The sequence below is a fragment of the Paenibacillus sp. MT86 genome (genome assembly GCF_058792535.1).
In genome coordinates this window covers 5,866,855-5,889,157 of record NZ_CM179499.1, presented here as the reverse complement: position 1 = coordinate 5,889,157, position 22,303 = coordinate 5,866,855, and the positions used below count along the sequence as shown (strand labels likewise).

21 protein-coding genes are annotated in these 22,303 nt (G+C 49.5%); 20 read left to right on the top strand and 1 reads right to left on the bottom strand.

Annotated elements, in window-relative coordinates; all coding sequences use genetic code 11:
- The first annotated feature begins 15 nt into the window (after window positions 1–15).
- From AC3RCL_RS26720 to AC3RCL_RS26625, 20 genes are all read left to right on the top strand, one after another.
- Window positions 16–1,044 (top strand): nucleotidyltransferase family protein, encoded by a 1,029-nt coding sequence (locus tag AC3RCL_RS26720; RefSeq protein ID WP_492533024.1) that lies wholly within the window; start codon window positions 16–18, stop codon window positions 1,042–1,044.
- A 286-nt stretch (window positions 1,045–1,330) separates the two neighbouring features.
- Complete coding sequence (locus AC3RCL_RS26715; protein ID WP_015737326.1) at window positions 1,331–2,122, top strand: hypothetical protein; 792 nt, start codon at window positions 1,331–1,333, stop codon at window positions 2,120–2,122.
- Window positions 2,119–2,400, top strand: coding sequence for a PqqD family protein (locus AC3RCL_RS26710; RefSeq protein WP_090908903.1), 282 nt, complete (start codon window positions 2,119–2,121; stop codon window positions 2,398–2,400). Before AC3RCL_RS26715 ends, AC3RCL_RS26710 begins: the two co-directional genes overlap by 4 nt.
- Window positions 2,390–2,827 (top strand): signal peptidase I, encoded by a 438-nt coding sequence (locus AC3RCL_RS26705; protein ID WP_015737325.1) that lies wholly within the window; start codon window positions 2,390–2,392, stop codon window positions 2,825–2,827. Before AC3RCL_RS26710 ends, AC3RCL_RS26705 begins: the two co-directional genes overlap by 11 nt.
- Window positions 2,828–2,947: 120 nt before the next feature.
- Entirely contained in the window at window positions 2,948–5,086 is a 2,139-nt protein-coding gene (locus AC3RCL_RS26700) for an ABC transporter ATP-binding protein (protein ID WP_492533021.1), read from the top strand.
- A complete protein-coding gene (locus AC3RCL_RS26695) occupies window positions 5,083–5,580 on the top strand; it encodes a DUF1854 domain-containing protein (protein WP_375121907.1) in 498 nt (165 codons plus the stop codon). Before AC3RCL_RS26700 ends, AC3RCL_RS26695 begins: the two co-directional genes overlap by 4 nt.
- A 296-nt stretch (window positions 5,581–5,876) precedes the next feature.
- Window positions 5,877–6,638, top strand: coding sequence for a YveK family protein (locus AC3RCL_RS26690; protein WP_009590440.1), 762 nt, complete (start codon window positions 5,877–5,879; stop codon window positions 6,636–6,638).
- Window positions 6,639–6,863: 225 nt separating this feature from the next.
- A complete protein-coding gene (galU, locus tag AC3RCL_RS26685; protein WP_015737322.1) occupies window positions 6,864–7,757 on the top strand; it encodes a UTP--glucose-1-phosphate uridylyltransferase GalU in 894 nt (297 codons plus the stop codon).
- A 16-nt stretch (window positions 7,758–7,773) separates the two neighbouring features.
- Window positions 7,774–8,478 (top strand): sugar transferase, encoded by a 705-nt coding sequence (locus AC3RCL_RS26680; protein ID WP_192570653.1) that lies wholly within the window; start codon window positions 7,774–7,776, stop codon window positions 8,476–8,478.
- A gap of 27 nt (window positions 8,479–8,505) precedes the next feature.
- On the top strand, window positions 8,506–9,465 hold the full coding sequence (locus AC3RCL_RS26675) for a GDP-L-fucose synthase family protein (protein WP_096776558.1): 960 nt from the start codon (window positions 8,506–8,508) through the stop codon (window positions 9,463–9,465).
- Entirely contained in the window at window positions 9,462–10,460 is a 999-nt protein-coding gene (gene gmd / locus AC3RCL_RS26670) for a GDP-mannose 4,6-dehydratase (RefSeq protein WP_009590886.1), read from the top strand. The genes AC3RCL_RS26675 and gmd overlap by 4 nt, the downstream gene beginning before the upstream one ends.
- Window positions 10,457–11,917, top strand: coding sequence for an oligosaccharide flippase family protein (locus AC3RCL_RS26665; RefSeq protein WP_492533017.1), 1,461 nt, complete (start codon window positions 10,457–10,459; stop codon window positions 11,915–11,917). The genes gmd and AC3RCL_RS26665 overlap by 4 nt, the downstream gene beginning before the upstream one ends.
- Window positions 11,914–12,714 (top strand): glycosyltransferase family 2 protein, encoded by an 801-nt coding sequence (locus tag AC3RCL_RS26660; RefSeq protein WP_213579713.1) that lies wholly within the window; start codon window positions 11,914–11,916, stop codon window positions 12,712–12,714. Before AC3RCL_RS26665 ends, AC3RCL_RS26660 begins: the two co-directional genes overlap by 4 nt.
- Window positions 12,704–13,552: a glycosyltransferase family 2 protein gene (locus AC3RCL_RS26655; protein WP_015737317.1), complete on the top strand. Its 849-nt coding sequence runs from the start codon at window positions 12,704–12,706 to the stop codon at window positions 13,550–13,552. Before AC3RCL_RS26660 ends, AC3RCL_RS26655 begins: the two co-directional genes overlap by 11 nt.
- A gap of 56 nt (window positions 13,553–13,608) precedes the next feature.
- Window positions 13,609–14,793, top strand: coding sequence for a hypothetical protein (locus AC3RCL_RS26650; protein WP_096776556.1), 1,185 nt, complete (start codon window positions 13,609–13,611; stop codon window positions 14,791–14,793).
- On the top strand, window positions 14,790–16,079 hold the full coding sequence (locus tag AC3RCL_RS26645) for a hypothetical protein (RefSeq protein WP_036665164.1): 1,290 nt from the start codon (window positions 14,790–14,792) through the stop codon (window positions 16,077–16,079). Before AC3RCL_RS26650 ends, AC3RCL_RS26645 begins: the two co-directional genes overlap by 4 nt.
- An 11-nt stretch (window positions 16,080–16,090) precedes the next feature.
- On the top strand, window positions 16,091–17,323 hold the full coding sequence (locus AC3RCL_RS26640) for a glycosyltransferase family 4 protein (RefSeq protein ID WP_036665166.1): 1,233 nt from the start codon (window positions 16,091–16,093) through the stop codon (window positions 17,321–17,323).
- 34 nt (window positions 17,324–17,357) lie between these two features.
- Window positions 17,358–18,722, top strand: a complete 1,365-nt coding sequence (locus AC3RCL_RS26635) for a sugar phosphate nucleotidyltransferase (protein WP_492533013.1) — start codon at window positions 17,358–17,360, stop codon at window positions 18,720–18,722.
- Between the two features lie 34 nt (window positions 18,723–18,756).
- The gene (locus tag AC3RCL_RS26630; protein ID WP_015737312.1) at window positions 18,757–19,305 is read left to right on the top strand and encodes a VanZ family protein; all 549 of its coding nucleotides are present in this window, start codon (window positions 18,757–18,759) and stop codon (window positions 19,303–19,305) included.
- Window positions 19,306–19,311: 6 nt separating this feature from the next.
- Window positions 19,312–20,247, top strand: coding sequence for an LCP family glycopolymer transferase (locus tag AC3RCL_RS26625; RefSeq protein WP_096776554.1), 936 nt, complete (start codon window positions 19,312–19,314; stop codon window positions 20,245–20,247).
- Between the two features lie 119 nt (window positions 20,248–20,366).
- Here the strand turns inward: AC3RCL_RS26625 and AC3RCL_RS26620 are convergent, their stop codons facing one another.
- Window positions 20,367–22,160 carry a glycosyl hydrolase family 28-related protein gene (locus tag AC3RCL_RS26620; RefSeq protein ID WP_036665170.1) on the bottom strand — a complete coding sequence of 598 codons (1,794 nt, stop codon included), beginning with the start codon at window positions 22,158–22,160 and terminating at the stop codon, window positions 20,367–20,369.
- Window positions 22,161–22,303 lie beyond the last annotated feature (143 nt).

Here is a 22,303-nt window from a genome sequence, read left to right as displayed (position 1 = left end):
CGCGACATTCTGGTTATGTTTCTGGATGAGTTGTACCAGGGGAGGCTTCCTTCCCTGAGCGAATCTCAATATGACAAACTGATGGAAGATGTCGAATTGTTTGATATCGGGCCCCAGGTTTTCTCAGAGCTTCAGCGAAAACACCTTCTTCTTCAAATCCCGGAAAAATTCCGGCGCAACTTAAGCTCTGATGCAAATACCGTACTCTTACAGAACCTTTTTATAAAAATCGAGCTCAAAAAGATTCTGCAGACCTTCGAAGCGTCCTGTATAGAAGCGATCCCTCTCAAGGGAACGCTGCTTGCAGAACGCTATTTTGGCGGTCTCGCAGCGCGCGGCACGACAGATATCGACCTGCTTGTGGGCAAGGAGGACTTGCATCGAGCCGCCACGCTGTTGACGAATGCTGGATTTGTTAAAGCAGCGGGCGATGCTACACATTTTCATGAAGAATACGTCAAATCATTGGATAACGATAATTTTCCCTCGCTAACCATTGAATTGCATTGGAATATCAGCAGAGAGGATTTTACGGCTACGGATGTGTCACGTTTGTGGGACGAAGCTTGCGTGATGAGCGATTTTAATTACATTTACGAGCTAAGCCCGTTGCACACCTTTTACCATATTTGTCTGCACGGCATGAACCATCACATGATGTCGATGAAATACTTTGTTGACATTGCAACGCTTATACATTCCCTTGATACAAGGCTGGATTACGCGAAACTGTTGGATATGGCCGCTGCGGATCGAAATCTCTCGAAGGTATGGATCGCTTTGAATCTGGTTTACAGCATGTTCCCGCATCTTCAGGCACGATGGCCGCTGCCGCTGCTTTCATACAAGTTTAAATATCCAGGATGGAACCTTGAAAAGGCGCGTAAAGTTATGCAGGGTCGCAAGGGCTTTAGTTACTCATGGTTTAGGATGATGACCGCCTTCACGGTCCATGATACTTGGAGGCAGCGCTGGTCCCAGGTAGGATTCCTTATCTGGAATTTGCCGCTGCTCTGGATAAGAAAACGTGAAATTTTCAGATAGGATATTTTTACTATTTATTGGTTGTGATATGTAGCATTATCTAGTTGACATGATACAAATTGTATCATAAACTAATGCTCAAGAAGGAGGTGTTAAGTATGAAAAAGACCTACGAGGCTCCAAAAATTTTGGCACAGGGCAAAGTGGAGTTTGGCACGACTCGTCCCAGCAACCCGGGCGGCGGCGGAAACCCTATTTGGTAGTATTTATACATTCCTTTGTTCATCGTTCCATAAAGCGCTTCGCTGGAATTGAATTATTATAGGTGGAAGTCGAGGTTGATCATATGTATGTAGCAACGGCAATAGTCGGAAAGTCCCGGGTGTCCTTTAAAACCGAATCGAAACGGATAGCCGAATTTGTCGCCAAGCGATTTAGGGTATCCGCCATTTCTGGTCAGGATCCTCAGGCTGATTTGTATGTTCGTATTCGAGGTGGGTACGGAGAGCCATTTGATGATGGACCTGTCCAGATTTCTGTATCCGAACATCTAATTAACTTCAAACGCTGTGATTATCATATGATTTCATCCCGGGATTACAGTTCGGCGGAAATCCATGTCTATGACGAGTTTGCCCTGAAGCATGCATTAATTAATTTGTACAGCTCATGGCTAATCCATGGAGAGCGCGGACTGCTGATCCATTCCTCTTGTGTGGTTCAAGACGGCAAAGCGTGGATGTTCGCAGGCCAATCCGGTGCAGGTAAGTCGACTGTTGCTGAGCTGTCGCGTCCCCGTCCGATTTTATCTGATGAAGCTACGTTTCTGTACATAGAAGAAAACGGACGTGTAACCGTGTTCGATTCTCCATTTCGCAGCGAGATGGAGAATCCCTGTGAACTTGAGGAAGCCGAATTATCCGGCATCCATTACATTATTCAATCCCCTGAAGTGGAGCGTGTGTCCATAACGCCGTTAGATGGATTCGCGCTAATGCTGGATAAGGTGTTTTATTGGCGTCATGATCCTGAGGAAACAAGAAATATGATTGCTTTATGCAAGAAGGTAGTGCAGCAAGTACCTTCCTATCAGCTCTATTTTCAGAAAAATGATACGTTTTGGGAGAGGATTTCATGAGCCAAACACAAACGAGGCTGCTGATAAGAAACGAGCATGTTGAAAGCGAAATGATCGGAAACGAATGGATACTGCTGAACATGAAGGAGCATGTGGCAACCAAGCTGAATGAACTCGGGGGGTATATCTGGAGCATCATCCCGGAATATGGGCACATGGACGGAATCATTGAAAAAATTGCGGAGGAGTATGACATTGACCGTCATACTGCTGAGCAGGACGTAAAACCATTTATTGAAGAACTGTTGGGCAGCGGCCTTCTGACGTATGCTGGATGAGGCCAGAATCGCCAACGAGTGGATGGAAAGACGCGGGGGGATCCAACTTCCCTCCTTGGGGCGCAGCATGTACCCCTTCATGGTGGAGGGGGAGCTAAGTTCTTTTGAAAAGCTCAATCATGAGGAAGCCAGAATCGGTGAAGTCTATCTCTTTGTTACAGGAGCGGGAAGCCTCGTCTGTCATCGGCTTCATGACATTCATGGCGAAGGCAGCCTGAAACGATACATATTTAAAGGGGACACCAACATTGTCCCGGATGAGCCGGTACGGAAAGAACAAATCTTGGGACGGTTTACCGGAACTTATAAAAGGAAGGGTTGGATTCCTGCCGATCATTGGAAATTGTCGATTCTAACCTGGATAACGCTCAACATACCGCTGTGGCCAAAGATGGTAAGGCGGTATTTGTCGTTAAGAAGGCTTTAAATAGAAAGATGTGATGATATGAGGATATTACGAAAACGAGGATCGAGGATTTCGGAACGATCGGAAACGCATGGCAAAGAGACGCCCTGGCTAATATTGCACGGAGACTTGAATCGTGATGTGCGTTTTGAACCGTTGCAGCTTGTGTTTACAGCTTCCAGGCTGCAGGTGCTGGATCGGGAAGGAAGGGAATTGCTGGATATTCCCAAGCGTAAAATGATGAACATCGACCTGGTTGAGGTCATCGGCGGTGGTTGTCTTGTCGCTGGCACTTCGGACGGCCCGGTTGAAATTTTACGATTCACGGAACCGTACCTTGAGTCCTGTCGCAAGGCTCTGCCGCAAGTCGAACAGTGGATAACGGATTCATCGCCGCATCGTATGGACCAACGCGGCGATTTGGATGAAAAGAAGGGGAAATGTGACCGCTGCGGCCGCTCAAAACGGACAGCTTCCGCTTTCTGCATGCGCTGCAATCCGAAATGGAGTACGGTGTCCCATCTTCTTCAGCGGAGCAGAGCCTATAGATCTTCTATCATGATGATGGGGATCATCGTAACCGTTACCGTTCTTGTATCCCTGGCACCACCCTACGTAATCAAATGGATCATTGATGAAATATCATCGCCTACTCGCTCAGACGGGGATTCCGCGTCATTGATATGGTTGGCCGCAATGCTCGCCGGTTTGTATATTCTGCAGGCATTGCTTCAGATGATCGAAGGTTATACGGCCATTAGGATCGGTGGACGCTTCCTTGGAGAGATTCGCAGAGATATGTTTCATGCCCTGATGAAACAATCGATGCGTTTTTTTGATAATCGGCAGGTATCTCAATATATCGGACGCATTAATCAGGATACGGATGCGCTCAAAAATTTTATGTCGCAAGGGATTGTTCACCTGACCTCTCAATTTTTATCCGCTATTTTTATTATGGGAATGCTGTTCTATTTGGATTGGCGCTTGACCCTGATGATCCTTCTGCCGCTGCCGCCGCTTGGAATCCTTGTGATGCGTCTGTGGCCGAAAGTCCGGGACATGTGGTATGCCCAGTGGCAGTCGTCCATTCACGTTCAAAATATGGTTGGGGAGGCTCTTCAGGGAATACGAATCATAAAAGCCTTCTCCAAGGAACATGCCGAGAAAGCACGCTTTGATCAGGTCAATCAAAAATATGTTCATCGCATGATTTCAATTCAGAACTTATGGATGTTCATGACGCCGGTACTCACGTTATTCATGTCACTGTTTGCAGCCCTCGTATGGTTTGCCGGAGGACGGAGCGTGCTGGAAGGCAGCATGACTGTCGGAACATTAAGCGCATATGCATCGTATTTGATCATGTTCTTCGGTCCTGTCAAATGGCTGGCGCAATCCGCCAGCTGGATCAATGAGGTGCTGGGATCGGCCGAACGAATCTTTGAGGTGATTCAAACGCCTGCTGAAGTGAAGGATGACGAGAAAGCTCCGAGCTTTAACAACGTTCAAGGCGAAATCGTCTATGATCAGATGGCTTTCGGCTATACGCAAGATCGGCGAATTCTCCAAGGGATCAACCTACGAATAGCACCTGGCGAGATGATAGGCATCATCGGTCCGTCAGGAGCGGGGAAGTCGACCTTGATCCATCTGTTGTGCCGATTTTATGATCCGGACGAGGGGGACATCTATGTGGACGGACGAAAGCTTACCAGCATTAAGCAAGAGGAGTTAAGGAGAAATATTGGGGTAGTGTTTCAGGAAACCTTCCTCTTCGATGGGACCATAGCGCAGAATATCGCTTATGGATGCCCCGAAGCCAGTACAGAGGACATTATTCAAGCGGCAAGGACCGCAAATGCGCATGACTTTATATGCCGCCTCCCTGACGGCTATGAGACAAAGGTAGGAGAAAGAGGGCATCGGTTGTCCGGAGGAGAGAGGCAGCGTATAGCCATTGCCAGAGCCGTGCTGCTCGATCCCCCGATTCTGATTTTGGATGAGGCGACCTCCTCGGTCGATGTGGAGACCGAAGCTGTCATTCAGGAGGCGCTGGATACGGTGGTTCAAGGCAGAACGACCCTTGTCATTGCTCATCGGCTGTCGACTCTTCGGCGAGCGGATCGGCTTCTGGTTCTTGAAGGAGGGAGGCTGGTCGAGAGTGGAAGCCATGAAGAGCTTCTGAGACGCCAAGGGGTATATCATCGTTTGCTTCATGCAGCGCAGGCGAAAGCCCCGAAAGACGAATGGATACCGATGCAGGAGGTTGCTACATGATGGTAGCGAGAAGGGAAGTATGGGCTCAGGACCAAAGTCTTCGACTCTATCGTAACGGGATAGGTGAACTAGAGGCGGAAAAAAACCGAGAGACAATCGGTAAAGTGCGCCTTGTTCTGACATTTCCGGTCACGAAGCCGGAGGGGTACATTTCTGTGCGCTCTGCATTGGATCAAGAGGTTCATTTTATTCTTTCGCTGGATGAACTGGATAAGAAAAGCCAGTCGGCTGCCAGGGAAGAACTGCAGCGAAGCTATTTGATACCCGAGATATTGAAAATTATGGGAATCAAGCGCCGGGGCAGGAATTGGCTATGGGAAGTGGAGACGACATATGGCAGGATCTCATTTCGCATAGACCAGCCGCAAGAGAGCATCGATTTCCTCTCGGAGAATGATTATACAATCAAGGATACGGAGGGCAGACGATACGTCCTCCGCGATGTTACACGTCTCGACAAACAGAGCAAGCTCTATTGGAATAAGATCAATTAGTTATAACGACTCACAAATGAGAGAATAGAGTACCAAAAAATGTAAACGTCTGCCGAATGGGGGCGTTTTTCTTTTTTGTTTCAGCCATGCATTTATATTTGTGTACGCTTACATGCCTAGAAATCATGTTGAAAGATCTGAATTAGCTTTCTGATTGTGTAACAAAATGTATCGTTTGTAGGTAAATAAGACCAAATCAGTATTGACACGATACGAATTGTATCGTAAATTGAAGATGCTAAATGATACAAAATGTATCTACGGAAGCACATTTGCTTATGGACGGAGGAAATTCAGTGGAACTTGAAATTAAAGAGTATGCAACCGTGTTGAAGAAAAGGCTGTGGTTAATTCTCCTCGTGGTTGCCGTAGTCTGCGTACTCGTTGGATTTTACAGTTATCGAATGGTTGAACCCCAGTACGAAGCAAGCAACAAGATGATCGTGACCAATAAGACCGAAGAAAAAAAGTCTGTCCTTAGTTCAGATGATATGGATATGGGGATGCGTCTGGTTTATACATACAAAGAAATTATCGGAACTAGCGTGATTCTGGAAAAAGTGGTGGAACAGCACCCGGAATTGAAGCTGACCGTGAAAGACCTGATGGATATGATGGTGGTCGATACCGTACAGGATACACCTGTCATGACGATATCCGTCAGGGATTATAGTTACGATGGCGCGCTCAAAGTAGCGACGGCCGTTGCCGACGTATTCAAATCCGAAATATCCTCTATCATTCCCGGCGGGAACATCACCATCCTCTACGAGAATAACGCCGATCCCAGACCGGTCACTCCAAGTCCTTTGCTGTATGTCGTGATTGCTTTCGTTGTGTCGCTGATGCTGTCGATAGGTTTCTGTTTCTTGCTCGAATATTTGGATGATTCCATCCGCACCGACAAAGAGGTTGAACTGGTTCTCGGACTTCCGACACTGGCCGTCATACAGCACTTCAAGTCAAGTGACTTCAAAGCGAGAGGCAGCTCCGTGTCAAGACGCAGTCCGGTTGAACCGCCCGGTTCCGGAAAGGCCATCGTTAACGCGTCCGAATAAACGTTGTTACTTAAAGCATACATCAGGTAATGCCTACTGAACCTCTACCACCGTAGGCACTCGATTATGCTGTGGGCATCCGTCAAACAGGATGGCTTAGACGTTCATCGTCGATGGCGTAAAGTGAGGAAGGGTTAGATGCCCTCTCTTGTTTACATAGAGCTTCACATGGAATACCCAATTTTCCGGTAAAACGAACGAATTAGGATAGAGGAGGAACGGACAATGGCAACCATTAAAAAGGCTATCATTCCTGCTGCCGGACTGGGTACTCGATTCTTGCCAGCTACAAAAGCAATGCCCAAAGAGATGCTTCCGATCGTGGATAAGCCTACGATCCAGTACATTGTGGAAGAAGCGATTGAGTCCGGTATCGAGGACATCATTATCGTTACAGGCAAAGGCAAGCGGGCGATTGAGGACCATTTCGACCATGCATTTGAACTGGAGCATAAGCTTAGGCAGACCAAGAAGCTTGAATTGCTTCATGAGGTGCAGCGGCCCTCTCGCATGGCGGACATTCATTATATTCGCCAGAAAGAGCCCAAAGGGCTGGGGCATGCCGTATGGTGCGCACGAAAATTCATAGGCAACGAACCGTTTGCCGTCCTGCTCGGGGATGATATTGTTCGTGCCGAGAAACCGTGCATCAAGCAGTTAATCGAACAGTATGAACAGACCCGGAGTTCCGTGATTGGCGTTAAGTACGTATCTCCTGAGGAAGTACACCGATATGGAATCATTGATCCGTATCCGGTGCCCACCATCGGAGGGCTGTCCAGAGTGCAAGGAATGGTAGAAAAACCGAAAGCCGAGGACGCACCTTCCAATCTGGCGATCATGGGACGTTATATTCTGACCCCCGCGATTTTCTCTTACCTGGAGCAGATGGAGGAAGGAATCGGCGGGGAGATCCAACTAACGGATGCCATTCAGCGAATGACTGAAATCGAGGAAGTGTATGCCTACCAATACGAAGGTACGCGCTATGATGTCGGGGAAAAGCTCGGGTTCATTCTTACATCGGTTGAATTCGCGTTGATGAAAGAGGAGCTGCGGCTCCCCCTTTTGCACGGACTTGAGCAAATGATACATAAGAACCGAACGTTGGCTAGATAGGAGATTGAATCAAGCCATGAATATCGAAACGATTGAAACAAGAACGTTGGAAACCGCTGCAGCCGAAGAATTTCCCGTGATGACAGGTGCGAGCTCTTATCCGGTGAAGCCCCGTTCAGGGTACTTCCGGTTGAAACGGGCGACGGATGCCGTGCTATCCGCTGTTGGCCTTATTCTTCTTCTGCCTTTGTTTATGATCATCTTCGTGTGCATGAAGGTGGAAAGCCCCCGAGGACCGATGCTGTTCTCGCAGATTCGGGTAGGCAAGAACGGAAAAACGTTCAAAATGTATAAAATTCGCTCCATGGTCGTTAATGCGGAACAGCTTCAACAGAAGCTGGTTCACCTAAATGAGGTTGAAGGTGCCATGTTTAAAATGAAGAACGACCCACGGATCACGAAGGTGGGACGCATTCTTCGAAAAACGAGCCTGGATGAACTCCCGCAGCTGTGGAACGTACTGAGAGGCGAGATGAGCCTGGTCGGACCGCGGCCCCCACTGCCTGCGGAAGTAGAAGCCTACACCCCTTACGACATGCAGCGGCTGAGCGTGGTTCCGGGCTGTACCGGCTTGTGGCAGGTAAGCGGCAGAAACGCCCTGGGGTTCCGCGAAATGGTGGAGCTGGATTTAAGGTATATCCGTGAACAATCCACGACCCAGGACATTCGGATCCTGTTCAAGACGGTCCGGGTGTTCATGGGGTCCAAAGATGCTTTTTGAACAACCTCTTAAAAGGAGATGGCGGTAATGAATTTGGATTCCCGAATATATGTGGCTGGTCATCGCGGTCTCGTGGGATCTGCCATTGTCAGGGCATTGGAGTTGCAAGGATATCGCAACCTGGTTACCCGTACCAGCCAGGAGTTGGACTTGCGTGAACGTGATCGCGTGGAACGCTTCTTCAGCAGTGAAGGGATAGAGTATGTGTTTCTAGCTGCCGCCAAAGTCGGCGGTATCATTGCGAACCGGGATCACCCAGCGGATTTCATACGGGACAATCTTCTAATCCAGAATAATATCATTGATCTTTCCTATCGGTACGGGGTAAAAAAACTGCTCTTTCTCGGATCTACCTGCATCTACCCCAAACTGGCTCCGCAGCCAATGAAGGAAGAATATTTGATGACCGGCGCCCTGGAGCCTACCAATGAGCCCTATGCCGTTGCCAAAATCGCGGGAATCACGATGTGCCAATCGTACAATCGGCAGTATGGTACCCGGTTCATTTCGGCCATGCCTACGAACTTATACGGCCCGAACGATAACTACGATCTGGAAACCTCCCATGTTCTTCCCGCGCTGCTGCGAAAGATACATGAGGCTAAGGAGACAGGTCAACGCGAGGTGGAGATTTGGGGTACCGGTCAGCCGAAGCGGGAATTCCTTTACGCTGACGATCTTGCCGATGCCTGTTTGTTCCTGATGAAGCATTACGAGGACAATACAATCGTCAATATCGGTTGCGGAGAGGATGTGTCCATCCGGGAACTTGCAGAGAGCATAGCCTCCACTGTCGGTTATGACGGAAGTTTTGTCTATAACGCCTCTAAGCCCGACGGTACGCCCAGAAAGCTGGTGGATGTCAGCAAGCTGACAGCCCTCGGCTGGAAGCCGTCGATCAGCCTTGAGCAAGGATTGGCCCGAACCTATGAGCACTATTTAGAATCGCAACAGATCTACAGTAAATCCGTTGGAGGATCAATATGAAAAGAGCATTAATCACTGGCGTTACCGGTCAAGACGGTTCGTATTTGGCTGAGTTTCTTCTAAGCAAAGGGTACGAGGTTTTTGGATTGCGCCGCCGGACCAGCACACCTAATTACGAGAACGTGACCCATATTAAAGATAAGATTCACTGGATATCCGGCGATCTGACCGATCTCGCCTCGTTAATCGAAGCGGTCCGCATCGCCGATCCGCACGAAGTATATAACCTGGCAGCCCAGTCCTATGTAGCCGCTTCTTGGCCGCAGCCGCTGGCAACGGGCCAAATGACGGCGATCAGCGTAACCAATATGCTGGAGGCGGTCCGGCTGGTGAAGCCGGAGGCGCGTTTCTATCAGGCGTCCAGCAGCGAAATGTTTGGCAAGGTCGTGGAAACGCCTCAGAAAGAGACAACGCCTTTCTATCCCCGGAGCCCTTATGGGGTAGCCAAGGTATACGGCCATTGGATCACGGTGAATTATCGCGAAAGCTTCGGGATGTTCGCATGCTCCGGCATTTTATTTAATCATGAGTCGCCCAGAAGGGGATTGGAGTTCGTTACCAGGAAGGTCACGGATGCCGTTGCCCGGATCAAGCATGGTTTGCAGCAGGAGCTGCGAATGGGGAATCTGGATGCATTGAGGGATTGGGGATTTGCAGGGGATTATATCAAAGCCATGTGGCTCATGCTCCAGCAAGAGCAGCCCGACGATTTCGTGATATCAACGGGCGAAATGCACACCGTAAGGGAACTCCTCGAGGTAGCCTTCTCTTACGTGGGCTTGCATTACGAGGATTACGTCGTCATTGATCCCGAATTCGTGCGTCCTGCGGAGGTTGACCTGCTCCTTGGCGATTGCACAAAAGCTAAAGAGCAGCTCGGGTGGGAGCTTGAGGTCAGCTTTGAACAGCTGATTAAGATGATGGTAGACGAGGACATGAAGCGGGTGCGCGCAGAGATCAAATACCAAGAAGCGCTGTCGGCGGCATACGTGTGAGAAGCAAACGATCGTCCAGCACGCGGCATAAGTTAGAAAGGTTTCACGATCTTCGCAAACTCACCCGTAATCGAACGGTCAACGGCGGTTTGTGGATATTTGCAGGGCGGGCATTCTTCGCGGGGTCCGCGCTGCTCATTAATATCTTACTGTCCAGGGTACTGAATACGGCAGCCTTCGGCGCCTATTTGATGGCTTTCAATATCGCCTTTTTTGGCGGCGTGGTTGGCACGCTGGGTTTGAACCAGAGCATCATACGTTTTTTGGCCGAGCAGAGGGAGAAAGGAAGGCAGGCATGGGCCCGTAAAACCGCGCTGCTGTCTCTGAAGATTGCGATGCTCGGAGCAGCCGGTACAGGCATACTGTATACATTCCTGCAGCTGACGCTGCTTCGAGGGGTTTTGGGCTCGGAAATTATGGCATCGGCTGCGTTATGGACCGGGCTGTGGATCATGTTAACGGTTTTGCAAAATGTAATGGCCGAAACCTTTCGGGGACACGGTGATGTGAGGCAGGCTACATTGTTTAGCGGCGTTTTGTCCAACTTTCTCATGCTGGCAGGTTTAGGTTTGTTGATGTGGCTGGGGCGTTCATCATTATCGTTGGAGCATGCGCTCATCTTGGTTACGGTCTGCATGGGGATTAGCTGCTTCGTCGCCGGTTGGAGATTGCTGAAGCTTCTCCAGGGAGGGTTCCGGAACCAAACGAATGAGCCGGCCGCAGATCATGGGCCAAACGCCCGGCGGCTGCTTGCCGTCTCTCTCCCGATGATGGCTTCGAACGTCGCGCTGTTTATGCTCACCTCTAGCGATATCTGGATTCTGGGCGTTTTTTACGATGAGAGCGAAGTGGCGATTTATGGTGCAGCCGTACGCTTAATGGCCGTGCTTAATTTCTTCGTCGTGTTGATGAATACGCTGATGACAAGCATCATTTCCAAGTATTTCGGCAGCGGCCAGTTCCCGAGCATTCAAAATGCCGGCCGGATCATTGTTGGCATATCTACGCTGCCAGCAATCGTCATTGGAATGGTTTTTATGTTGATGGGCGAGCAAGTGCTTCAATTGGCATTTGGATCTGCCTATGGCTCAGGTCATGCCATTCTGGCCGTCTTGTCGCTGGGTCAGCTCATCAATTTATTCGCAGGCCCTTCAGGACTCCTTCTGACCTTAACCGGCCATGAGCGGGCCATGTTGAGAATCACGCTGATTACCAGTGTCGTGACGGTAATTGCGGCCGTGACGGTCGTTCATGCATGGGGACCGTTTGCGCTTGCCGTCGTGATGGTATGCGGTTTGCTTGCGCAGAACGGTTGGATGTGGGTAGAGGTGCGGCGAAGACTCGGCATTTCGGTGCATTTCCACCCTGTTGATCTGATACGTCAGTTGATGCGTCTGGCAGGCAGGAACAAAAACATGGAACAGCAAGTTCGATTAAAGGGAGCCAGTTACAAATGATACGGACTCAATGGGTAGAAGACAGATCTGAAGTTTTTCTCTCCGTAGTCACGGTCTGCAGAAATAATCTACAGGGTCTGATCAAAACGTGGCAAAGCGTGAAGTCGCAATCCTGCTCGCTCGAATGGATCGTCGTTGACGGCAACTCGGATGACGGCACGCTGGCTTTTCTTCAGAATATTGAAGATGAACGAGTGTCCTTTGTCAGTGAACCGGATCAAGGGATATATGATGCTATGAATAAAGGGCTGGAATGTTGCAATGGCCAGTATGTGGTCTTCATGAATTCCGGCGATCGATTTTATGATGATACGATAGGCGAACGGCTTCGTATGCAAGCTATCCAGCATCATCTCCCGGATTTGCTGTATGGCGATGCGCTTGAAGAAGCGCGGTCGGGTGAGCTGTTGTATAAGACGGCACGCAGTCATAAGCGCATGTGGTACGGCATGTTTACGCATCACCAATCCATGGCTTTCAGGCGGGGGAGTTTGAGCAGCATCAGATATCGTCTGGAATACCCGATCGGAGCGGATTATGCCCTGACAGCGGAACTCTTGTTGCAGGGCGGGACCGCAGCGTACCTCCGTAAACCCATATGCATTTTTGAGCAGGGCGGTATCTCCCAAACCCAGCATAAACAAGGCCAACGGGACCAGTGGTTTATCCGGAAAACCATTCTCGGGATGCCAATCGTCCTCCGCGCTTCGATCGCGCTGCTGCAATGGGGCGTTCGTTTGGTTAAACATAGCTTTCCTAAATTCTATAAGAGGGTGCGCTTTTCCTATGAAAAATAAAATCCCGGTGTCCGTCATTATCATGACGAAGAACGAGGAAAAAAACATAGCCAAGTGCTTGGCTTCGGTATCCGCTTTTGACGAGGTGTTCGTCGTGGATTCCAACAGCACGGATCGAACATGTGCCATTGCACGGGAAATGGGTGCACATGTCATCAATTTTACATGGAATGGCCAATATCCGAAGAAAAAGCAATGGTGCCTTGAGGAACTGCCGTTCCGCAATGACTACGTGTTTTACGTGGATGCGGATGAAGAAGCCACACCCCGGCTGGTCGCCGAGATGGAGGGGTTGTTTCAAGAAAAGCGGGATTTGGCGGCAGGCTATTTCGTGGCGTATGACTATGTATTCATGAACAAGGTGCTGAAGCACGGGCACAGGATGTATAAGCTGGTATTGTTCCACCGCCGGTTAGGCAGATTTCTGGATCATGACGATCTGTCGGCGTCGAACATGTGGGAAGTGGAAGGGCATTATCAGCCTCAGATTGATGGAAGTACCGGGGTGCTCAGCAGCTGTATGGTTCACTATGATCATGATTCCCTGTTTGATTATTTCGCGAAGCATAACCGTTATTCGGATTGGGAGGCGGTTGTGCGCACCAATGGCGGTTTTCGAAACCTGAACGAATCCCAAATTTTCATCCGAAGCCTCCAGAAGAAGCTGTTCGACCGGATGCCTTTGAAGTGGGCGGTTGCATTTATACACTCTTATATCATTAAGCTTGGGTTTCTCGATGGTTCCGCCGGCTTCCACTATGCTTTCGCACGTTCGGTTTATTACTGGCAGATCGGAATCAAGATGTCGGAGCTCCGGAAAGTAAGCCAGGGGACATGAACAGCCGTACTGCTATCGGTAATCAGTTGTCCCCGGTCCCGACTGGAGGAGGAATTATGGGGGGGCTTGCCTTTATTCTGGCCCTCTTGATTTACGCTATCTTCAGCGCGCCCTTTCCAGCCAATCCCGGCATGACGGAAGTGTTGATCGCGGCGTTGCTGGTATTGTTTGTTTCGCTTCCGACAGGAATTCTGGTCATGAGCGGCGGTTTTACACTGTATCGCAGATATGACACCGTCCCCATGCCGCTGCATTTGGGCTTTTTTGTGCTGCTGTGGCTGGGGCTGTTGAATGGAGGCGTCATATATCGTTGGGATTCAACGGATATACTGCGTGATCTTATTCCATGCGTATATTTGTTTGTCCCTTTATTGCTGCTTCCCGCAATGAATCGTTCCAAATTCAAATGGCTGTCTATTCTTCCGTGGCTCATCGCGGTAATGGGCGTTATTTTATCCATCAGATTCTATATGGAAGTTCGCATTTCGCCGCTGGATATCGGAAAAATGTATTATTTTGATAATTTTCTGTATTTGCCTTATGACCCGAGCGTTTCGTTTGCCGGCGTCTTCCTGACGATTATGGCCGTGCATACGTGGAAAAGCACGAATCCGCTCCGCTGGCTAAGCAGCCTGGCCATGCTGATCGGCGGTTTTTTGGCGTTAGGTTCGCTCATGGCCGTAGCGCAGCGGGCCCCTCTGGGGTTGGCAGCCCTATGCTTTGCGGTGTATTTCGGCGTAAGTTCCGGAAGGTCTGTACGGAAGTTGATCGTCATTATCGTGATCTTGATAGGAGCCGGGATTCTGGCCCAGGAGCAGATCACGAGCTCGTTTGATTTGCTGTTATCCAAGCAGGTGAACTACGGAGCGAACGGGAAGACGGATGAATTGGCGGCCGTGCTTCAGGAAACGTCCAAGTCGGTGTATACGCTGCTGCTTGGTATAGGCTGGGGGGGACTGTTTTTTGATCCGACCTACATGTCCGAGGTCTCGTTTACTCATTCGGCGTTTACCTTCTTCCTGTTAAAGGGAGGGGTTATCGGCATTACTGTCTTTTTGGCTTATCTGAGCTGGATTATATGGAAGTGCTTAAAGCGCGTAAACATGCAGAATCTCCCGTACATGCTTGGGGCCGGGGTTCCGATCATGATCGGATTGTTGTTCCAGCCCAGTTTCAAGACGCTCTCCTACGGAATGCTCCTCACCGTTCTGATCTTAAAAGATAAGGAGTCAATCCCATGAATCACAATCTGAGTTTCCCTGCGGATACATTGCATAATCGGGGCAGAAGCTCAGTGGCCAACTTGGGGGGATTCGGATTTATAGCAGCGTTGCTGTTATATGCCTTGTTCAGTTCCCCTTTTCCAGCAGAGCCCGGCATCGCGGAAGCTTTGATTGCTGTTCTTCTGATCTTGTTTGTGTCGATCCCGACCGGAATCATTGTTATGGGCGGCGGTTTCTCGTTATATCGCCATTACGGTACCGTGCCTGTCGTTATTCATGCCGGCTTCTTCTTTTTGCTGTGGATTGGGCTTCTGAACGGCGGTGTCGTTTATGGGTGGGATATGACGGATATTATTCGCGATTTGATTCCGTGCGTGTATCTGTTCGTTCCGCTCCTGCTCTTGCCGGCAATGAAACGCTCAACGCTCAATTGGCTTGCGATATTGCCTTGGATCATCTCCGTAATGGGCGTTATTTTATCCATCAGATTCTACGTGGTTGTACAGATTTCCCCTCTGGAAGTGGGCAGAATGTATTACTTTGATAATTTTCTGTATCTTCCGTATGATCCCAGCGTTTCGTTTGCAGGCGTATTTCTTCCCATCATGGCGGTTCATACGTGGAAAAGCTCCAGCCCGTTTCGCTGGCTGGGGAGCCTCGTGATGCTGACTGGCGGTTTCCTGGCCCTCGGGTCTCTCATGGCCGTTGCGCAGCGCGCGCCGCTTGCGCTTGCTATGCTGTGCTTTGCCGTTTACTTCATCGTGAGCTCGCGCAAATCGATGAATAAGCTGATCATCGGTCTGATCATTCTTGTCGCCGCAGGGATGCTTGCCCAGGAGCAAATATCCAACTCATTTGAATTGTTGGTATCCAAACAGGAGGATTTCGGCGCAAACGGAAAAACGGATGAGCTCGCCGCCGTACTGGCTGAAACGTCCGCCTCTCCGTATTCCATGCTGCTGGGAGTAGGGTGGGGAGGCCTGTTTCACGATCCGGCGGTAAACAACATTCTTGTATCCTACACTCATTCGGCGGTTAGCTTTTTCCTGCTTAAGGGAGGGCTGATCGGGATTGCAGTGTTGATGACTTATCTGATCTGGATCCTGTATAGGGCTCTTCAGCGGTTTACGATCACCATGCTCCCCTACATGCTGGCAGCCTTTGTACCTGTCATTATCGGCTTGTTGTTTCAGGTCAGCTATAAAACCTTGTCGTACGGAATGATCCTTACCATGATCTGTTTGATACATAAGGATCCCGGTAGCGTTCATTCAGGCGGCGAAAAGAACATTCCAAGACAGTAAGGGGACATGAAATGAAAAAAGAAATCGTGTTTGTGGCCAATTATTTTCATCCGGATTATGCTTCGTCCGGGCAGCTGCTAACTGAACTTTGTTTGGAGCTCCAGCATGATTTTGATGTGACAGTTATCGCCGTTCAGCCGGAAAACGCAAACCACGTCCAGAAGAAAAGAATGTTTGAATACGATCAACTGGAACGTATACGGATTATCCGTCTTCGTACTCCTCAAGTGAATAAGCGAAGCAAATTCAGCCGCATCCTGTTTATTCTCTCCTATTTTCTATTGGCTGTTATCGCATTGCTTCGCATTAAGAAAGTGGATGTCATCTATACGATATCTTCTCCTCCGATTATCGGCGGATTGATTGGCGCCATCGGCAAGGTGCTGAAACGCGGAAAACTCGTCTATAACATCATGGATTTTAATCCGGAGCAAGCCGAAGCTATCAGTTACACGAATCGAAAATGGCTGTTTCGTCTGGCCAAGAGAATGGATAATTTGAGCTGCCGCATAGCCGACCATATCATCACGGTTGGACAGGACATGCAAGAGACGCTGAACAGCCGCTTTCGTGGACGCAGGGTACCGAGCAACAGCGTAATTAATAACTGGACTGACGAGCAGGATATCACGCCGCTGCCCCGCAGCGATGCTAACGTGTCGAAGTTTTTGAAAGATCATGATCTGCAGGGGAAATTTATCGTGATGTACTCGGGGAATCTCGGTCTTTATTACGATTTGGAGAACATTATACGGGTCGCTTCGGATTTTAAGGATCATCCGGATATCCTGTTCGTTTTTATCGGCGATGGCGCCATGAAGCCCGAGATGCAGCGATATGTGGAGGAGAAGGGACTGGGGAATGTTCGATTCCTTCCGTTTCAGCCTAAAGAAAACATCAAATACTCTCTATGCGCTGCGGATGTCCATTTGGTCGTCAATCAGAAAGGGATCAAGGGCGTCTCGGTTCCAAGCAAAATCTACGGCGTCATGGCCGCAGGAAAGCCGATACTCGGCGTTCTTGAGCAAGGAAGCGAAGCCGCCGTCCTTATTAAGGAAAGCGGATGCGGAGTCGTTGTGGAACCGCAACAATACCGCGAAATCTCCCAGCACATAGCGAATATGTATGCATGCGGTACGGAAACGTTGGAATTGACCGGACGTGGCGGAAGATTGTATTTGGAACGGTATCTTGCCAAGGCTCAGTCCATCGACAAATACCGGACGCTCCTGCAGTCCATATAGATGCTGTGATAAAAGGATGGAGGGAAGTAGTAAGATGAAGATTGTTTTATTGTCCGGCGGTTCGGGTAAGCGTCTGTGGCCTCTCTCCAACGAGCTTCGCTCCAAACAGTTCCTTAAGGTGCTCCCTGGAGAAGAAGGAGAATCCGAGTCCATGGTGCAGCGCGTATGGAAACAATTGCAGAGGAGCAACTTGGCGGATTCATCCTTTATAGCCGCAGGCATTTCGCAGATTGAAATTATTCGAAATCAGCTTCCCGGCAGGGTGCCGATCATCGTAGAGCCGCAGCGCAGAGATACGTTCCCTGCGATCGCGCTAGCCGCCGTGTATCTGTATTCCATAGCCAACGTCAATTTACAGGAAACCGTTACCGTACTGCCGGTAGATCCTTTTGTGGAGGAGCCGTTCTTTCATACAATGTCTTCTTTGGATCGCGTTTTGGAAGAGTCCGGAGCGGATATAGCGCTTATGGGGGTCAAGCCAACCTATCCTTCGGAGAAGTACGGTTATATTCTCCCGGAACAGACGGAGGATGCCTCGTGTGGTTACCGCAACGTAAAAAGCTTTAAAGAAAAACCAAGCGAAGAGCAGGCTTCGCAATACATCGCACAATCCGCTTATTGGAACTGCGGCGTGTTCTCTTTTAAGCTGGACTATCTGATCCAGCTTCTGATCGATAAGGGACTTCCGATTCAATATGAGGAAATGTCCAAACAGTATGCAAGGCTCTCGAAGATTAGCTTCGATTATGAGGTGATCGAGAAGGCTCGGCGCGTCGTGGTGGTTCCTTATGAAGGGAGCTGGAAGGATCTGGGCACTTGGAACACGCTTACAGAGGAGATTCCATCGCCGATCAACGGGAAAGGGACCATCAGCGACGATTGCTACAACACCCATTTGATTAATGAACTGGATATTCCGGTAGCGGTGCTGGGACTCTCCAATGTCGTGGTAGCCACTGGCGCAGACGGCATCCTGGTTACGGAGAAATCATCCAGCCCGCGGTTGAAGGAATTTATTTCTCATATCGAACAACGGCCCATGTATGAGGAACGCCGCTGGGGATGGTACCGTGTACTTGATCTGCAAAAGCATAAGAACGGACATGAGGTTCTTACCAAGCGGATTCGGATTGATGCAGGAAAGAACTCCAGCTATCATTATCATCTGCATCGCGAAGAATACTGGACGATCACCAGCGGTACAGGTGAAGTCTGCATTCAAGACCAGGTAAAGTCCGTTCAGGCTGGGGATGTGCTCAAAATACCCGCCGGCACCTTGCATGGAATTCGCGCGCTTGAGGATCTTGAATTCATTGAGGTTCAATCCGGTACCGAAGTATCAGAGGAGGATACGATCCGGTTAACCTTTCAATGGGAAGAGATGACCCAGTTCGTCTAAGGACAAAGGTAATTTCATGACGGGGGAGAATGCCGTGGGCAGAAACAGAAGCAGCTACAGGAGCAGGAGGCTCCTGTTTATCATCGTCATCGTTTTCGTTTGGATGAGCATCATTTTTTTCTTCTCCTCCCAGTCGTACCAGCAGCAGGATCTAAGGCCGTGGCTGCAGGAGCACTTGCCAGAGGCGGCGATTGAACATTGGTTTTCATGGGTTTCGTTTACTTATGCCGGAGAGATCGTTAGCATCGATGCCAAGGGTGTGCCCGGTTTCGTTGAATTTTTTATCCGAAAGGCAGCCCACATCGGGGAATACTTCGTCCTTGGTGGCTTGTTGCTGCTGCTGTTGACGAATTTGCTGCGGATCAGGGCTAGCATAGTCATACCTGTGTCATGGTGCTTGTGCGCGTTGTATGCCGTTAGCGACGAGCTGCATCAAAGCACATCGGGGTACCGCATCTTTAAGGCACAGGATGTTGTCCTGGATTCGATTGCCGCATTGGTCGGAATAACGCTGGTCAGTGCATATACATATTGGAGGTCAATGAAATCGAGGCCGAGGGAAGTGTTAGATCGGAAAGGATGACGAGGCATGAAAAAATGGCTGAAGATTACGGCGGGAGCGCTCGTGAGTCTGACCGTGTTGGCAGGCGGTTATGGTGTGTATGTGTACCAGTCCGTCAAAGCGACGGCTGAACAAATTTATGAGCAGCGGGAACCCTCATCGCCTCCCGCTTTTATAACAGCCGATCCCATCCTGCAGGAAATCCAGACGGCGGATATTGATCGGCGCGAGCCCTTTACGGTGCTTGTGCTGGGAGTAGACGAACGCCCGAATGACCGGGGAAGGTCGGACGCGATGATTATGCTGTCCGTCAATCCGTCGAAACAGTCGATCCTGATGTTTAACATTCCTCGAGACACTCGTACAGTCATCGCGGACCGCGGCACGGAGGATAAAATCAATCATGCCTACGCGTTCGGAGGCATCCAAATGTCCGTACGGACCGTTGAGGAATGGCTCCGATTTCCGGTGAATTATTACGTTAAAGTCAACATGGAGGGTTTTGCGAACATCATAGACGCGCTTGGCGGAGTCGATATTGATAACGCGTTGGCATTTGATTATGAGGGCCATCATTTTGCCAAGGGCCGGCTGCATTTGAACGGCCGGGAAGCATTGGCTTTTTCCCGGATGCGTTATGAGGATCCCCGCGGCGATTTAGGCAGGAACTCCAGGCAGCGTCAAATCGTGAAAGAAGTGTTGAACAGCGCGCTTGACGTTTCAACGGTCTTCAAGCTTGAAGCTTTGCTTAAGGAGGTCGGGTCAAGCGTAAAGACAGACGTCCGATTTGATGAAATGAAGACGTTTGTAACCGACTATCGCCAGGATATGAAAACCATCAAACAGATCGAAATTCAGGGAGGCGGGCAGAAGATCGGCGGTGTCTGGTATTATCAAGTGAGCGAGAAGGAACGTCAGCGTATCCATCAACTGCTTAAAGAGCATATGGATCGAAACGAATGAGACAATGAGTGCATGGATGCTTAATGGCTCTGACAATGAAATAGCGGGCATGAAAAGAGGGGGAAGACGTTAAGTCTTCACCCTCTCCGTGTTGTATTGCATCATGATCATCGCATCGATTATCCTAACTTGATCCAGGAATGGACGCCTTTTGAACGCTGTTTGCAAATATACAGCGAATCTACCCCGTTACTGTCCTCAACCATGATGATTCGGCCGCGGTGGGCAGCAGAAGCAGCCGGTATCGCAGGCAACGGACTGAGGATCATGCTGCTGGAGCGAACCAATTCGGTAAAGACAGCCGAACTCGCGATCGTTTCCTCCCCGTAAGGAATGTTATTTACCAGGTTCGGCAGCACGAATATCGAATGGACTTGGAGATTAAGCGGCTCGTATACCACGAGGTCGACGATGTCCGTGTAGTATTTCTTGAACGTTTTCGTAATGGTAAAGCGTTCGGAGCCGGAAGGAAGAATAAGAGTCAGATCGTTGGTGTCCCCGCCGATATCAATAAATAGCGGTGTTGATTTCCCCGACAGGTTCGTGCCAGACAGCACGAAGGTGTAATATTCATGCTTATGCAGACGTTCTACGGTTCTCATACGGAGCTTGGTCTTTGAGCCGGTTGAACTTTGGGTGACGATACAGCCGGATGGAGCCGCTTGTTTAAAGGCAAAGCCCGGGTCAGGTTCGACGGAATACGGGACATCATTCGTAAACATGGCGCTGAGAGACGGGTTTCGAAGCAGGTTATGGCCAGAGGAGCCGATATAAGGTACGGTACGTCGTTCCGTTAAATAGAATGCATCCCGAAATGATGTCCGGTCCGCGATATTCTCAACAACTACGCAGCCGACAGGGTCCTTGATAAGCGTACCGTGTGTCGTATTGGGGTGATTGGCTTGAATCCGGTAGTTACGCGGTCCGAGGATGATATCCTGCGATGCCGTAGAACCCGGATCTACGGTGACGATGTATCCTTTATTGGGATTGTAATCCGTGATCGCGTAGTGATCCAGACGGCATCCGTCAATCCACACGCCTGATGTATGTCCGTAAATTCCCACAAAGCTCTCATAGGTCGCTTCCGCATGGCATTCTTCGATCGAAACGGCACGGGCATTATCCAGCTTGATGAGTGGGGCGGTCATCACTTGATTCGCCGCAATCGCATCCCTCATGACATCTTCCTCGGTGCGTCCCTCTGCAGGAGAAGCAGGGGGGACGGTTTGTTCGCTCCTCTCAAAGGCCGTTGAGGTAATATGAATGCTGTCCGAATTCACAATTTCCAGATGGGGGTAATTTCGCACAGACCTGGAGAAGAAACAGCTATCAATCGTTGTGCACAACACGATATCCTCTAACTTTAAGCCCGTACCCAAGTAACCCGTCTCCTGCCAGAAACGGCAATCGCGAAACGAGATCATATAGCCTCCATAGCCCGATGTGGGATTCGTCCCGCTTCGCATCCCCTGAATATAAACTCCGAATTTTCCTTCACCGCATGCGCTTGAGAAGAAACGCTCAAACATTTGGTGTGCGCCCTGCGGCAGATAGATGCCACCACCCGCAGCGTGGTTAATATAAAAATCCCTAAATAAGATAGTCTCGGCCATGTCTTTATCACTGTATAGGGCAAAATCTGTTCCCGTATAAATAATACCGCTGTCATACATTCCGTCCCCGTAGATGGTAAGTCCAATTCCTTGCGTGGCGTTGGTGTTGGGCCTTTCCTGTTTCGGTAATACCAAGGTTTGCGTTATGCGATATCGGCCTTTAGGCATATAGATGACGGAATATGCACCGGAGGCACACGCTTGGATCGCTTGTTGGAAGGCTAACGTATCATCTGAAACGCCATCACCTTTTGCACCGAAATTTTTCACATTGGCTTGACTGTTCAGTACAGGCATTTTCGCACCCTCCCATCTGTCGGAATGTTATCCTCATACAAAATATGATCAAGCATCGGCCGGAGTGATGCCAATTCACCTAATTGTCCTTAAATATCCAAGAAATATTTATGTTTTCGTTTGACAAAAGAGTGCAAATTTAT